We start from the raw sequence: 13891 nt of genomic DNA on the forward strand, positions 1-13891 counted from the left end.
AGTTCGTCTGCGACTTTCTTCCGCGCGACAGGCAAATCTCCATCAAAATCTTTTCGGGGAGATGTCCTCATAAGCAAGGGCTGATCGTCATGATCCTCTTCGCGGTGGCTATGGCCGCTCCGTTCACCCTGATCTCGGTTGTCATTGCTCATCCGGCTCCTCCGGAGACTTGCAAAGGCTTCACCCACAGGAATATTACGGCAATAAAAGCCGCATTGGCTGCCCAGAACGCGAAGATGTGCCATCGACCAAAGCCTCTTTTCTCTTCGTCTCCCAACGAAAGAAAGAGAGCGTATAGCGCGGCCATCAGCACGACGAACGCGAGACTGACCCAGAAGAGTTGAAAATTCTCGATCGGCGTTCCGATGATGGTGAGCGGGATGAAGGCGAGCGTCATGGTCACGACATGGTCGCCGATCACGCTTGTGCTGGCGGAGGTCACCTGACCGGAGCGCGCGACGCTCCAGGTCGTGAACACCTCGGGCAGCGATGCGACGGCGGCAGTGATGAAAAGACCGCCGACGATATTCGGGATGCCGAGTGCGCTCACGATCCTTTCGGTCGAGAATACGGTGAAGTAGGCCCCGACCGCCAGGGCGCCGACGCCCGCTATGGCCATCCATTTCTCCTTTAGACTCCACTCTACCTCCTCTCCCTTCTCTCGGCCCCGAACGAGAGCCTGAAGGAGATAGGCGAGATACGCGATCAGCAGCAGCCATCCATCGATCGGCTGCAACCCGCGCCAAGGGGCGGGAAGCGTCAGTAGAGCGAAGACCGCGAGGATCGCCAGGTAAGGCAGCGCCTGGACGGTAAGAGCCCCCTTATCGACCGCGACGTAATGATCACGACGATGCTTCTTGTGCTCCTTGTCAGCACCTTCAAGGGCCCCTTTACGGGTCGCCAGATAAGCGGTCGTCACGATCACCGGAATCACCAGAACGGTCGAACCCAGCATGGCGCCAAGGCCGATATCGGACACATCACGAGCAGCGCTCGTCACATTGATGCCCATCTCTGGCGAAGCGGCGGCTAGACCTAAAAAGGAGCCCCCCGCCGCGACGGAGAACCCCCATTGCTTGCGTAATTTCTTGAGCGGTGCGGACAGGCGTTCCGCGCCCCAATGAGCGGCCCAGACGGCGGCGAGGAGAACCGCTGCCCAGACCGCGATCACTTGCGCCAGCCCTCGTGCTCTGTGCCCTCTTCCTCATGGATGTCCATATGCGCATCGCGCAGGATCTCGATGCCGCCGTAGATCGCTATGCAGGCCACACCGATCCCGACGACGAGATCGGGCCAATTCGATCCGGTGAAAAACACTACGATACCCGCTATGATAATCCCGCCGTTCGAAACGAAATCATTCAAACTGAACGTGGTGGCTGCACGTAAATTGACATCCTTATTCTGCAAACGTTTCAGCAGGTAAAGGCACCAGAGGTTCACCGCACCGGCAACCAGCGCCATCACCATCATGACGCCGCCGATCGGATCCGAACCCTCCATGAAGCGCCGGATGGCATCGAGAATCACACCGCCTGCGAACACAAGCAGCATGACCCCGGAAAAACGCGCGGCTCCGCGCTTCCAGACCCGGGAGCGGGTGAGCGCAAGCAGGCTCAATGCATAGACAATCGCGTCCGACGAATTGTCGAGCCCATTGGCAATCAGCGCGTTGGAATCGCCGATTACCCCGGTGATGAAAAACCCTATCGCAATCGCCACATTGAGCCAGAAAACGATCCAGAGAGTGCGGCGCTTTTCGGCCGAATCGAGGTTGAGTTCGCCTTCGCCGCTCATGACGCATTCCTTCCGTCTCTCGCCCAGCTTTCGGCGGCAACCCGCTCGACAGGTGTGAAAAACCTCATCTCCGCGCGGAATAGCGGATCGAAAAGCTTGGTGCCCCACTCTTCCCAACTACTATCGCCGACCATCGCGATCCGGCCGAAGCTGTCCTTGTGCTTCGCATCGAATTTCAGGTCGCGCCAGAGACCGCCCATATCCCAGCCAGAAAAGTCGGGAGCAAGTTCGATAAGCATCGGAACCGTCCCAGGAACTCGCGCCGCGACGCGCTCGAAAAACGGAACGAAGCGGTCATAGTCGCTATCGGAAAGCGTTCCGTCCGCCCTGATGAGCAACAGACCGTTATCTTCGATTGCGGTGAGCATGGCGATTTCTCCTCTTGAATGTTCCGCGCGACCGTCGAGCGGCTTTGGCGCGTCCTCTGGACAGCGGTAAAAGATGCGCTCGAAACCTCGATAGTTGCAGGTGAAGGGCCGTCCCGGGCTACAATCTTCGATCGTAAGATGGCGCACTTGCATTGGCCGCGCATGCCGTTCGAAGGGCTTATGGTCATGGTATATGCGATGGCCTCACCCTCATCGCGCCAGATGCCGACAGCGGACAGATCACCGTCCGAAGGTTGCACCTCTGCATAGAAGCCATCGGCGAAAAACACCCACGCCGTGCCCGTATCGCAGCCGGGCGTTCTGCCGAGGCTCCGCGCGCCCGCAATTGAGTCCGATACCGGATCGCTTCGAGACTTGTCAGTCCCGAAGCGATCTGAGGCAGACAAATTGACCTAGCTAACTTCAATAAGCCCTCCCCTTCAAGTAACATCCCGAAGTTCTTTACGTTCCTCAGGCGTGACGTTGCGACGCAGGCGGTCCCACCATCTTTGGCGCCAACTTCGCTTCTCCTTGCCATCATCGAGTACCAGGCGAGCGATCGCTGGCAAAACGAACAGCGTGAGCGCAGTGGCTGTGATCAGCCCGCCGATAACCACCGTAGCCAAGGGACGTTGCACCTCAGCACCTGTTCCTGTGGCAATCGCCATCGGCACAAAACCCAGCGACGCCACCAACGCGGTCATGAGCACCGGTCGCAGTCGCGCCAGCGCGCCATCGGCAATCGCCTCATCCAGTGACATCCCGCTGTCGAGTCGCTGCCGGATCGCGGTCATCATGACGAGACCGTTGAGCACCGCCACGCCGGAAAGCGCGATAAAGCCGACCGCTGCCGACACCGAGAATGGCAAGCCTCGCAGCGCCAGAGCGAACACCCCGCCAGCCAAGGCCATGGGAATGGCACTGAACACGGCAAGCGCTGGAACCCATCCACCCAAAGCCATGAACAGCAAGAGGAGAACCAGAGCGAAGGCAATCGGGACGACGATGGTGAGCCGCGCCTGCGCTTCCTGCAGGTTCTGATACTGTCCGCCCCATTCGATGAAGGAGGCCGGCGGCATATCGACGCCGGTCGAAACCCTTTCCTGCGCTTCCTCAACAAAGGAGCCGAGATCGCGCTCGCGTACGTTGGCCGAGACGATCACAAGCCTTCGGCCCTGCTCTCGCCGAACCTCGGCAAGGCCATCGACGACCTGAAAATCGGCCAATGTCCGCAAAGGAACGGTGACCCCGTTTTCAAGCACGATCGGGAGCGCGCCGAGCTGGTCGAAATCGTCGCGCGTAGCATCCTCGAGGCGCACGACAACATCGAATCGGCGATCGCCCTCGAACACCAGTCCTGCTGGCCGCCCGCCGAGCGCGATAGCAACCGACTGTGCCACTTCCTCGACGGTCAGACCATAGCGCGCGATGGTCGGGCGATCGAAGGCGATGTCCAGCGTAGGAAAGCCGGTCACCTGCTGCACCTTCACGTCCGCGGCGCCTTCGACACCTCCAAGCACGCCCGCGACCTCGCCCGCAGCTTCGGTGAGCGCAGTGAGGTCATCGCCGTAGAGCTTGACCGCGACATCGCCGCGCACACCGGCGATCAGCTCGTTGAAGCGCAGCTCGATAGGCTGGCTGAACTCGTAGAGATTGCCGATGAGGCCTCCGAGCGCGCTTTCCATTTCACCAACAAGCTCATCTTTCGGCAAATCGGGATCGGGCCATTCGTCGCGAGGCTTCAGGATGACATAAGCGTCCGAAGCATTGGGGGGCATTGGATCGCTGGCGACTTCGGCCGTGCCCGTCCGTGAGAACACAAGATCAACTTGGGGAAACTCTTCGAGCCGGTCTTCGACCCGCCGCTGCATCGCCAGCGAGCGTTCGAGCGATGTCGAGGGGATGCGCAAGGATTGCACCGCGATGTCGCGTTCATCGAGCTGCGGGGTGAACTCGCTGCCCAGAAAGCCGAACACAAAAACCGCTACTGTGAAGAGACCAACCCCGGCACCAATCATCGGCCAGGGCCGCGCAATGACCTTGCGCACGGCGGGACCGTAGCGCTCTTTGGCCCAGCGAATGGGCTTCACCTCCTTTTCGGTCAGCTTCTTGTTGAGCAGGACCGCAATCATCGCTGGCACGAAGGTCAATGAAAGAACGAAGGCCGAAGCCAGCGCGAGCATCATCGTGATCGCCATGGGCGAGAACGTCTTGCCCTCGACCCCGGTAAAGGTCAGCAGCGGCGCGAAGACGAGGAAGATAATCGCCTGACCGTAGACGGTCGGTTTGATCATTTCCTGCGCTGCGAGACGCGTTTCGGTCAGCCGCTCACCCAAGGTAAGCAAGCGTCCTTCGCGATGTTGCCGGGCCGCAAGCCGGGCGACGCTGTTCTCGACAATGATGACCGCACCATCGACGATCAGCCCGAAGTCGAGCGCGCCCAGGCTCATCAGATTACCTGAGACACCAAGCCGGTTCATCCCCACCGCTGCCATCAGCATCGAAACGGGAATGACCAGTGCGGTGATTATGGCGGCGCGGATATTGCCGAGCAAGAGGAACAGGACGGCGATCACGAGCAATGCGCCTTCGAGCAGATTCTTTTCGACGGTGGAGATCGTCGCATCGACTAGTGAGGAACGATTGTAGACAATCTCAGCGACAACTCCGTCCGGAAGCGATGCGCGGACCTCTTCAAGTCTCTCGGCAGCACCAGCCGCAACGGTCCGGCTGTTCTCGCCTGCCCGCATCAGCACCGTGCCGACCACGGCCTCTTCGCCATTGAGCGAAGCGGCCCCGGTACGCAGGTCGCCTCCGATCTCGACATCGGCCACATCGCCGATGCGGATGGGCACGCCCTCGCGGGTCGCAATGACAGCTTCTTCGATGTCGGCAATGCTGCCCAGCCTCGCATCGACGCGGACGAGCAGCGCTTCATCGGCACGGTCCACGAAGTTGGCACCGGCCGCGAGGTTGGCGGCCTCGAGCGCATCGATCAATGAATCGAACGACAGGCCATAGCCGGTCAAGCGAGCGGGATCGGGCTGGACCAAGAACTGCTTTTCGAACCCGCCGATCGAATCCACGCCGGCCACACCATCGATCGAGCGCATCAGCGGCGCGACCACCCAGTCCTGCACGGTGCGAAGATACGCCGCTTTGGCAACCTCGCTCTCGAGCCGGTCGCCGCGTTCGGTGATGAAGCTGCCATCGGACTGCCAGCCTGTCCGCCCACCGGTCGAAGCGCCTCGACCTCCGGGATATTCGTATTCGATGGTATACATCAGCACTTCGCCGAGACCGGTGGAGATCGGCCCCATCGTGGGCTCTGCGCCCTCGGGCAGCGACGCACCGATTGGCGCGAGCCGCTCATTGACCTGCTGCCGGGCGAAGTAGAGGTCGGTTCCCTCCTCGAAGATCGCGGTAACCTGGCTGAAGCCGTTGCGCGAAATCGAGCGGGTCATTTCCAGGCCTTCGATCCCGGCAAGTCCGGTTTCGATGGGGAAGGTCACCTGCGTCTCGACCTGCGAAGGTGAGAGCGCAGCAGCGCTGGTATTGATCTGGACCTGCGTGTTGGTGATGTCGGGAACCGCGTCGATCGGCAGGCGCACCAGATTGAACGCGCCGTAGATCGCCGCGAAGACGGTCAGGACGATGATCGCCCAGCGAAACCGAACGGCGATATCCAGGATGACACCGATCGGGCCGTGACGGTGGCTACCTTCGTCCGAAGACATAGGAGAAGATGCCGTGGTTTGATCAATGGCCATGTTCTGCGCCCTCCTTTTCGAGCTCGGACTTCAACAGGAAAGCATTGGCAGTCGCGATCCGCTGACCGGGCTCGAGCCCGGAGAGGATCGTAACCATTCCGGCAGACCGGCTACCGGTCTCGACCTCACGAGCCTGAAATCCGCGCCGTGTCCGCACGAAGACGACATCGCGTCCTTCGAGCACCTGCACAGCCTCCTCGGGGACGGCGATGCGGTTCTGGTCGACTTCGCCCGAAGGGCGAATGCGCGCCTGGAGAAAGGACCCGGGCTGCAGACCGGGAACGGCGCGCGTCAAGGTAAGAACCGCTGTGGCGCTGCGGCTTTCGGCATCGAGCGAGGGCGTTACTGACCGGACGCGAGCGCCGATCTCCCTTCCATCACCGACGATCAACGCAGCCTCGTCGCCAGGCTGGATGCGTGAAGCATCTTCGGAAGGCAGCGCAACCTCGATCTGCAAGCCGCTGGGATTGACGATGCTGTAAAGCTCCTCGCCGGCATCGACGAAAGAACCGAGCACAATCGGGGCTGCGGTCACACGGCCCGAAAGCGGGCTTGTGACAGCGAGCGAGCGCCCATCGCCGCTCACACCTGCTGCCGCGACAGCAGCCTGCGACCGGTTCAGTTCGGAACGCGCGACGTCCAGGTTGGCGCGCGCCGCTTCGAGATCCTGGCGCGCTGTCACATTGGCTTCGAATAGCCGGCGCTCGCGGTCATAGGCCGCTGAAAGCTCGGTTACGCGGGCGCGAGCGGCACTAAGCTGAGAAGCGAGTGCCGCCGCATCGGCGCTTTCGATCCGAGCAACGGTCTCGCCCTGGCGGACATAGTCGCCAAGCGTCTTGCCAACGCTGCGCACGACACCGGAAGCCCGTGCATCGATGCGTGCGCTGGCGGTCGGACTTGCCGCAACCGTAGCAGGAAATACGAGTTCGACGGCGGCACCCGTCTGCACGGCTGCGACCTCGATCTCGGCGGTGCGGATCTGCTCTTGCTCGATCAGCACGAGCCCCTCGGGCAGTTCTGTCTCTGCGACCTCTTCGTCCGCGTGCGTGTCAACTTGGCTGTCGGGCCAGAACATCAGCATCAGGGCCGAAACGAGTATGACAATTCCGGCGATAATCGCCAGTCTTTTGCGGTTCATTGAAATATTCCTCATTGTGCTGCCAGCCTGATCAGTTCGGCGGCTGCCTGTCCCCGGTCTTGCTGCGCGGCAATCAGCGCCTCACGAATGCCGTCGCGCGCCTCGGCTGCACTCAGCACTTCGATCAGCGGAAAGCGGCCATTGCGATAGCCGATGCGGACGAGCCGCAGGGCTTCGTCGGCCTGGGGGAGAGATGTCGTTGAAAGGGTCTCGACGCGCGCTTCGGCGGCAAGATATTGTGATCGTGCGCGCGTCACGGCTTGCTCGAAATCGGCCAACGCTACAGCCTCGCGAGCATTGGCGGCGCGCAGTCTTGCCTCGGCAGCAGCGATATTGCCCTGGTTGCGATTGCTAAACGGTAGCGGGATCGACACGCCGACAAGGAAGGCATTGTCATTGCTTTCCTCGAAGCGCCGCACGCCGGCTGAAATGATCGGGTCCGGAATGCGCAGGCTGCGCTCACGATCGATCTCGGCGGCGGCGGCGGTGCTTTCCGCACGCGCCACTCGCAATTGCAGACCGCTTGCTGTCGCCATTACAGCACCGGGCGGTTCGATCCCGGGGAACCTGCTCGGAACAAGCGGCGGCGTCCCCTGATCGCCCCATAGCGAGGCGAGGGCCGTTCGGGCTGCAAGACTTGTCGCTTCGGCGGCCTGAAGTTCGGCTTGCGCTTCCGCCAAGGCCGCTTCGGCCCGTAGCGCACGAAGAGGGGGCTCGCGCCCGACTTCTACGAGGAGACCGGCAATGCGGGCGAGCTCTTCGTTTCGCTCAACCACATCGAGGGCCAGTTCGACGCGCGAGGCTGCTGCAGCCGCTGCTACGTAGCGTTCACGGACAAGAAATCCGAGTTCGGCCCCCGCAAGGTCAGCCCGCAGATCGGCCAGCTGTGCCTGCGCCCGGGCAGCCTCCACGCGTGTGCCGCGTTTGCCCCCAAGTTCGAGCCGCTGTCCGACAGCAAGCGTATATTCGGTGGCGCTTAGCCCGGAGAAGGCCCCACTTCCGGCGATGTTCTCGACCTCGAGCGATATTTCAGGGTTGGGCCGCAACCGCGCCTGTCCGACTAGAGCCTGCGCCGCCTCGGCTTCCGCTCGAGGGCCGACGATGCGCGGGTTTAACTCGGTGCTAGCGGGTTCGGCGACCACGCCTGTCCGGCCCAACGCCTCGTCGAGCGTCAGAAGCTCGCGCTCCTGCGCTGCCACAGGCGTGGCAATTGCGGCGAGGGTTAGCCCTACAGTCAGGGCCCCTCGCCATTTGATGGCTGGCATTTTTCAAAACTCTCTCTGCTGACGATTCGAGATGCGCTGCGTCAAGCAGCGCAGTGAAGGTCGTCAGGAGCGAGGAGGGCGTTTGGGTAAATTAGTCGCGTCGCCGACTAATTCTTCGGCCATATGCGATCCAATCGCGATGCTAGGCCGGTCGGGCATGTCGTTTAATAGCTTCGATTTCAGTGCCGCGGCGACGTGATGGCAATGCCCGTGGGCGCATTCCTGCTGCTCCGGGCCATCGTTTTGCGGGCTCTCGTCCGCGTCAATGTCGAGCATCTGGACCGAATAGGCTATCTCTGACAGCTCGTCCGCACATTGCGCGGCTTCGACCGCCGGAGACGCCATCAGCGCTGCGACCGCCAAAAGTGCGGCTACAATCCTGACGGGAATCAAGGCGTTCAGATCGAACATCGGGTGGCCCCTAACAAGATGAAACGAAAGTTGAAACAAAAATCTTTTCGGTTGCTGTAATGTGATATTGTCACGGAGCGTCCCGGCATTGAATATTGCTCGAGTAGTTTACTTTTCGACCGAATTCCATGGAATAGATACAGCCTTATTATAAGGCGAGAGCTAATTACTATTCAAGCCACCCAAGTTCCGTCATAATCAGCCATCCAATCCTAGATCACGACATCAGAACCTGGATTATCACGATGATAACGCCTCCAGCGACTGGAGGTGCAAGCGCTTTTTCACTGCCAGGGTGCGGTGCCCATAGTACCGTAAAGGCCCTCGCATCAGCGACTGGCAGAAATGCCAGCTGGGTTTCGAGAAAGCGCTTCGATAATTTTGCAGTCCGACACCTCGCCGCCAGTGCAGGCAACCACCACACGTTGCAACTCGGAACGAAGCGCTTGTAGCTGACTTATGCGTTCTTCCACGGCCCGAAGGTGCCGAGAAGCGATGTCGCCTGCCTTGCTGCAGCTCTCGTTGGGCGTTGCCTTTAGCCCCAGAAGAGAGCGCGTTTCGTCGATCGAGAACCCCAATTTGCGGGCACGCCGAATGAAGGAAAGCCGCTTCACCTCGCTCTCCGTATAGGTACGCTGGCCCGCTGCTGTACGCGCAGCTTCGGGCATAAGTCCGATCTCTTCGTAGAACCTGATCGTATTGACCTTCGTGCCCGTGGCTTTCGCAATACCTCCGATCAGCATGAAATCACTCCTTCAGTTCTAAAATCGCGAATCATTCGCAATTTTGACTTGCCTCTACAGTTACTAGAGGTGCTACCTATAGTGGTATGTTGGAAAACGAAACATCGGACTGCGGTTGCACAGGTGATACGCAACGAGCGAGTACAGACCCGGCCTATCGCCGCGCCCTTTGGATAGTCGTCATACTCAATCTGGGGTTCGGTGTTGTCGAGGCCTTCGGCGGGTTTCTGGCGGACAGCCAGGCGCTCAAGGCCGACGCTCTCGACTTCATTGGCGATGGATCGATCACGCTGATCGGCATCCTCGCGCTTGCATGGACCGCCCGCACACGCGCACGGGTCGCGCTGACACAGGGCCTGTTTCTCGGCGTGCTGGGTCTTGGAGTGATCGGTCTCGCAGTCTGGCGCTCGCTTAACGCGGTCGCGCCGGAAGCCGGCTTGATGGGCGGGATCGCCGTCGCAGCCTTGATAGTCAACATCGCGGCGGCGCTTGTGCTGATGCGGTTTCGCGAAGGCGACGCACATGTATCCGCGATCTGGCTGTTCAGCCGCAATGACGCGATCGCCAATGTCGGAGTGATCATCGCTGCTGCCCTGGTCGCCTGGACCGGGCAAGCCTGGCCCGATCTGCTGGTCGCAGCGGTGATCGCCCTGATCTTCCTGCATTCGGCTTACCTCATTGTAAAACGCGCGACCGAAGAACTTCGCGCGCAACATGCTCCGGCTCTCGGAAAGGCCGCCTCCAAATGACGCTACGTGCTTTTGCGGTCCAATTGATCGCTTTCTTGTCGATCGCAGTCGCAATGCCCGCTTCTGCAGGCACGCACGACGAAGTCCAAACGAGTTGGCGCCTGCTCGATTACATCGCCGTGGATTACACCGAAGCCGTTAGCGGCGGTGAAGTCACGAACGAGCTAGAGTATGCCGAAATGCAGGAATTTTCTGCTTCGGTAGTCGAACGCATGGCGGCGCTACCCGCAAATGCGCAACGTGCACAGCTGGTTGCGGAGGCAGAGGCTCTCGTCGAGTCAATCTCGGCGAAAGTGGAGCCTGCTGTCGTCGCACGAGACGCGCGCAGGTTGGCAAGCGAGCTGATCGCGGCCTTTCCCGTTCCGCTGGCCCCGGACGCGGTACCCGACCTTGCGCGAGGCGCCGCGCTGTACGTCCAGAGCTGCGCAAGCTGTCATGGGGTAAGCGGAGACGGCGCCGGCCCCGCCGCAGAGGGACTCGATCCCCCGCCAATCGCTTTTGACGACGTCGCCCGAGCCCGCGAGAGGAGCGCTTTCGCGCTCTATCAGGTCATTGGACAAGGTCTCGAGGGAACCGCCATGCCGGGCTTTTCCGATCTCCCGGCGGAAGATCGTTGGAGCCTTGCTTATTATTCTGGGTCGATTGCATTTCCGGAGGTAGAGCGGGGAAGGCGTATCTGGAATGACGAACCGGCGATCCGGGCACGCATTCCCGATCTCGCTGCTCTATCCGGTCTCACACCGGCAGCCCTCGGCGAGGCGATCGGCACCGAGCGGGCCGATGCCGTCATGGCCTATTTGAGGGTTCATCCTGAAGCCGTGGCGAGCGATACGACCGGCTCACTCGCTCTCGCGCGCGAACGATTGCAGCAAAGTCTTGCCGCTTACGAAGCGGGTAATAAAACCGAGGCGCGCGAACTTGCACTCTCGGCCTATCTCGATGGCTTCGAACCGCTGGAGGCCGTTTTAAGCACGCGCGATGCCGATCTCCTCGCATCGGTCGAAATCGGCATGGCCGAGCTTCGAGCGGCAATCAGCCGCGGTGATCCGGTGGCCGACGTCGCCGAGAAGGTGAATGCGCTCGACGTTCTTTTCTACCGGGCCGAGACGGTGCTCGCCCCGGCCAATGCCAGCGAAGCGTCGGCTTTTTTGGGAGCTTTTGCGATCCTGTTGCGCGAAGGGCTAGAGGCTTTGCTGATCGTGATTGCGATGATCGCGTTCCTGCGCAAGGCCAAGAGAACGGAAGTTCTGCCCTTCGTCCATGGCGGATGGCTCTCCGCTCTTGGGGCCGGAGCCCTGACGTGGGTGGCAGCGACCTACCTGATCGGAGTGAGTGGTGCGGGCCGCGAGCTGGTGGAGGGGTTCGGATCGCTTTTTGCCGCTCTCGTCCTGCTGTCGGTCGGCATATGGATGCACGGCAAGTCGCAGGCCGGCGAATGGCAACGCTATATCCGGAAAACCATGCAGCACGCTCTCTCGCGCAGATCCGCATGGTTTCTGTTCGGGCTGGCCTTCCTCGTGGTTTACCGGGAAGTCTTCGAGACGATCCTGTTCTTCGCAGCGCTCTGGAGTCAGGGCCATACCGACGCGATTCTTGCTGGCGCTGCCGCCGCAATCGTCTTGCTAGCGCTGATTGCGTGGGCGATGCTTCGCTACAGCCGCCGACTGCCAATTGGAACATTCTTCGCGTATAGTTCGGTTCTGATCGGCATTCTTGCCGTCGTTCTGGCCGGGAAGGGTATTTCGGGGCTCCAGGAAGCCGGATTGTTGGGCATCACTCCGCTTCCGAATCTGCCCCGCATGCCGATTCTGGGCATCGCACCGGCACTTGAGCCAGTGGCGGCGCAAATTCTCACGCTCGCGCTCATCGCGCTGGGTTATTGGCGCAACAGAATGAAAGGCATGCAAGCCCGGGCGCCGCAGGCCGAAACCGGTTGACGACGCTCCGGGCAAGGGAAGCATTATGATCGACAGACGTTCTATTCTGGGCGGTGCAGTGCTTGGCGCAGGTGCACTGGGAATAGCCGCGTATGCCCGGCGCGACCTGTTGACAGACCGGAATACGGCGCTTGCTTCGGTAACCGCGCACTCGAAACTTCTCATTCCTCCTCTTTATTCAGGCGAACGAGATAGTGGCGAGCGGGTTTTCGATCTCAATCTGCGCCACGGCGTCTCGCAATTTTTTGACGGGTTCGAAACGCCGACCATCGGTATCAACCAATCCTATCTAGGCCCCACGCTTGAGATGTACGCGGGCGACACGGTGCGGATGAATGTCACGAGCGATCTGTCCGAAACGGCAACCGTCCACTGGCACGGTTTTCATCTGCCGGCGCGCGCCGATGGCGGACCGCATCAACCGATCGAGCCGGGAGGCAGCTGGACCGCGCGTTTCGATGTCCGCCAGCGCGCATCGATGTTCTGGTATCATTCGCATGCGCACCGCCGCTCGGGGCCGCAAGTCTATCAGGGTCTGGCCGGAATGATTTATGTCCGGGACAGCGAGAGCGAGGCGTTCGACCTTCCCAACGATTATGGCATCGATGATATACCGCTGGTCGTTCAAGACCGCGCGTTCGCGAGCGATGGAAGCTTCATTTACTCCACGCGAATGCACAATGTCATGATGGGAATGATGGGCGATACGATGCTGGTCAACGGCGTCGTCGAGCCCGTCTTCGAAGCGAAGTCCGATCGCCTGAGGCTGCGCCTGGTCAATGGCTCGAACGCACGCTTTTACCGTTTCGGGTTCGACGATGGCCGTAGCTTCCATCAGATCGGCACCGACGGCGGTTTGCTCGCCGCGCCGCTGCCAACCGACAATGTTGTTCTCGCTCCGGGGGAACGCGCGCAGGTAATCGTCGATGTGAGTGATGGAAAGCCAGTTTCGCTGCTGGCGGACGGCCTCGAAATCATGGGCATGGGAGACATGGGCCGGGGCATGATGGGCTCCGGGCGTATGCGCGATTCCGATAGGTCGATGGGCAACTGGATGATGGGCGAGCGAGGCGGCCGTGGCGGTATGATGGGGGAACGAGAGCGTCGCGGTGGGATGATGGGCGGCATGATGGATGAAAGGCGCCGTTTTACCGTGCTGGACATCCGGCCGGCCGAAAGCCGCCGGCGTGCGATCGCGATGCCTCGCCAGCTCGCCACATTACCCCGGATTGATCCTGGCGATGCCGTCCGAACGCGCCGTTTCGTTCTCGATATGGGCATGGGATTGCGCATGATGCGTGGAGGCGATTTTACCATCAACGGCAAATCGATGGACATGCAGCGTATCGATGAGACGGTGCGGGTCAATACCACCGAAATTTGGCAAGTCGAGAATGCCTCGATGATGGCGCATCCGTTCCACATTCACGACGTGCAGTTCCGTATCCTCGACCGGAACGGCCGTGCGCCTGATGCGGCGGAACAGGGGCTAAAGGACACGGTTGTCGTCTATCCAGGCGAGACCGTGCGGCTCCTTTTGCGGTTCGAGGACTACACCGACCCGGATTTGCCTTACATGTACCACTGCCACATTCTCGAGCACGAAGACGCGGGAATGATGGGGCAATTCACCGTCACAGTCTGAATCACCCGCAGAGCAAAAGACTCTTCACCGACAGCCCCTCAGGCCCTTACCAACGCGAGAACCATTCC

General features: G+C 60.8%; 11 protein-coding genes. 3 read left to right on the top strand and 8 right to left on the bottom strand.

What is annotated here, in order from left to right; all coding sequences use genetic code 11:
- Positions 1 to 148: 148 nt before the first annotated feature.
- The 8 genes from J2S32_RS08955 to J2S32_RS08990 all read right to left on the bottom strand — a co-directional run bounded on the left by J2S32_RS08955 (position 149) and on the right by J2S32_RS08990 (position 9492).
- A complete protein-coding gene (locus tag J2S32_RS08955; protein WP_050600439.1) occupies positions 149 to 1171 on the bottom strand; it encodes a sodium:calcium antiporter in 1023 nt (340 codons plus the stop codon).
- Positions 1168 to 1797 (bottom strand): cation diffusion facilitator family transporter, encoded by a 630-nt coding sequence (locus J2S32_RS08960; protein ID WP_050600440.1) that lies wholly within the window; start codon positions 1795 to 1797, stop codon positions 1168 to 1170. The genes J2S32_RS08955 and J2S32_RS08960 overlap by 4 nt, the downstream gene beginning before the upstream one ends.
- The gene (locus tag J2S32_RS08965) at positions 1794 to 2165 is read right to left on the bottom strand and encodes an STAS/SEC14 domain-containing protein (protein ID WP_050600441.1); all 372 of its coding nucleotides are present in this window, start codon (positions 2163 to 2165) and stop codon (positions 1794 to 1796) included. Before J2S32_RS08965 ends, J2S32_RS08960 begins: the two co-directional genes overlap by 4 nt.
- 440 nt (positions 2166 to 2605) lie before the next feature.
- Complete coding sequence (locus tag J2S32_RS08970; protein WP_253523029.1) at positions 2606 to 5902, bottom strand: efflux RND transporter permease subunit; 3297 nt, start codon at positions 5900 to 5902, stop codon at positions 2606 to 2608.
- Positions 5903 to 5924: 22 nt separating this feature from the next.
- Positions 5925 to 7073, bottom strand: a complete 1149-nt coding sequence (locus J2S32_RS08975; RefSeq protein ID WP_253520395.1) for an efflux RND transporter periplasmic adaptor subunit — start codon at positions 7071 to 7073, stop codon at positions 5925 to 5927.
- A gap of 11 nt (positions 7074 to 7084) precedes the next feature.
- Positions 7085 to 8272 (bottom strand): TolC family protein, encoded by a 1188-nt coding sequence (locus tag J2S32_RS08980; RefSeq protein ID WP_253520398.1) that lies wholly within the window; start codon positions 8270 to 8272, stop codon positions 7085 to 7087.
- 129 nt (positions 8273 to 8401) lie between these two features.
- Positions 8402 to 8749 carry a hypothetical protein gene (locus J2S32_RS08985; RefSeq protein WP_253520400.1) on the bottom strand — a complete coding sequence of 116 codons (348 nt, stop codon included), beginning with the start codon at positions 8747 to 8749 and terminating at the stop codon, positions 8402 to 8404.
- 329 nt (positions 8750 to 9078) lie between these two features.
- A complete protein-coding gene (locus tag J2S32_RS08990) occupies positions 9079 to 9492 on the bottom strand; it encodes a MerR family transcriptional regulator (RefSeq protein WP_253520402.1) in 414 nt (137 codons plus the stop codon).
- 86 nt (positions 9493 to 9578) lie between these two features.
- On the opposite strand from J2S32_RS08990, the gene J2S32_RS08995 reads away from it, so the two are divergent.
- Genes J2S32_RS08995 through J2S32_RS09005 form a run of 3 tightly spaced genes read left to right on the top strand, consistent with a single transcriptional unit; the run spans position 9579 to position 13823 of the window.
- Complete coding sequence (locus J2S32_RS08995; RefSeq protein ID WP_253520405.1) at positions 9579 to 10241, top strand: cation transporter; 663 nt, start codon at positions 9579 to 9581, stop codon at positions 10239 to 10241.
- Complete coding sequence (locus J2S32_RS09000) at positions 10238 to 12178, top strand: cytochrome c/FTR1 family iron permease (RefSeq protein WP_253520407.1); 1941 nt, start codon at positions 10238 to 10240, stop codon at positions 12176 to 12178. The genes J2S32_RS08995 and J2S32_RS09000 overlap by 4 nt, the downstream gene beginning before the upstream one ends.
- 25 nt (positions 12179 to 12203) lie before the next feature.
- A complete protein-coding gene (locus tag J2S32_RS09005; RefSeq protein WP_253520409.1) occupies positions 12204 to 13823 on the top strand; it encodes a multicopper oxidase family protein in 1620 nt (539 codons plus the stop codon).
- The last annotated feature ends 68 nt before the right edge of the window (positions 13824 to 13891 follow it).

This window comes from Qipengyuania citrea (assembly GCF_024171405.1).
In the GTDB taxonomy this organism is placed as follows: domain Bacteria; phylum Pseudomonadota; class Alphaproteobacteria; order Sphingomonadales; family Sphingomonadaceae; genus Qipengyuania; species Qipengyuania profunda.

What these genes read in the sequence shown, in the direction of transcription:
- J2S32_RS08965 (WP_050600441.1), bottom strand. Translation starts at nt 2,165, where the DNA reads ATGCTCACCGCAATCGAAGATAACGGTCTGTTGCTCATCAGGGCGGAC.
- J2S32_RS08970 (WP_253523029.1), bottom strand. Translation starts at nt 5,902, where the DNA reads ATGTCTTCGGACGAAGGTAGCCACCGTCACGGCCCGATCGGTGTCATC.
- J2S32_RS08960 (WP_050600440.1), bottom strand. Translation starts at nt 1,797, where the DNA reads ATGAGCGGCGAAGGCGAACTCAACCTCGATTCGGCCGAAAAGCGCCGC.
- J2S32_RS08990 (WP_253520402.1), bottom strand. Translation starts at nt 9,492, where the DNA reads ATGCTGATCGGAGGTATTGCGAAAGCCACGGGCACGAAGGTCAATACG.
- J2S32_RS08975 (WP_253520395.1), bottom strand. Translation starts at nt 7,073, where the DNA reads ATGAACCGCAAAAGACTGGCGATTATCGCCGGAATTGTCATACTCGTT.
- J2S32_RS09000 (WP_253520407.1), top strand. Translation starts at nt 10,238, where the DNA reads ATGACGCTACGTGCTTTTGCGGTCCAATTGATCGCTTTCTTGTCGATC.
- J2S32_RS09005 (WP_253520409.1), top strand. Translation starts at nt 12,204, where the DNA reads ATGATCGACAGACGTTCTATTCTGGGCGGTGCAGTGCTTGGCGCAGGT.
- J2S32_RS08985 (WP_253520400.1), bottom strand. Translation starts at nt 8,749, where the DNA reads ATGTTCGATCTGAACGCCTTGATTCCCGTCAGGATTGTAGCCGCACTT.
- J2S32_RS08995 (WP_253520405.1), top strand. Translation starts at nt 9,579, where the DNA reads ATGTTGGAAAACGAAACATCGGACTGCGGTTGCACAGGTGATACGCAA.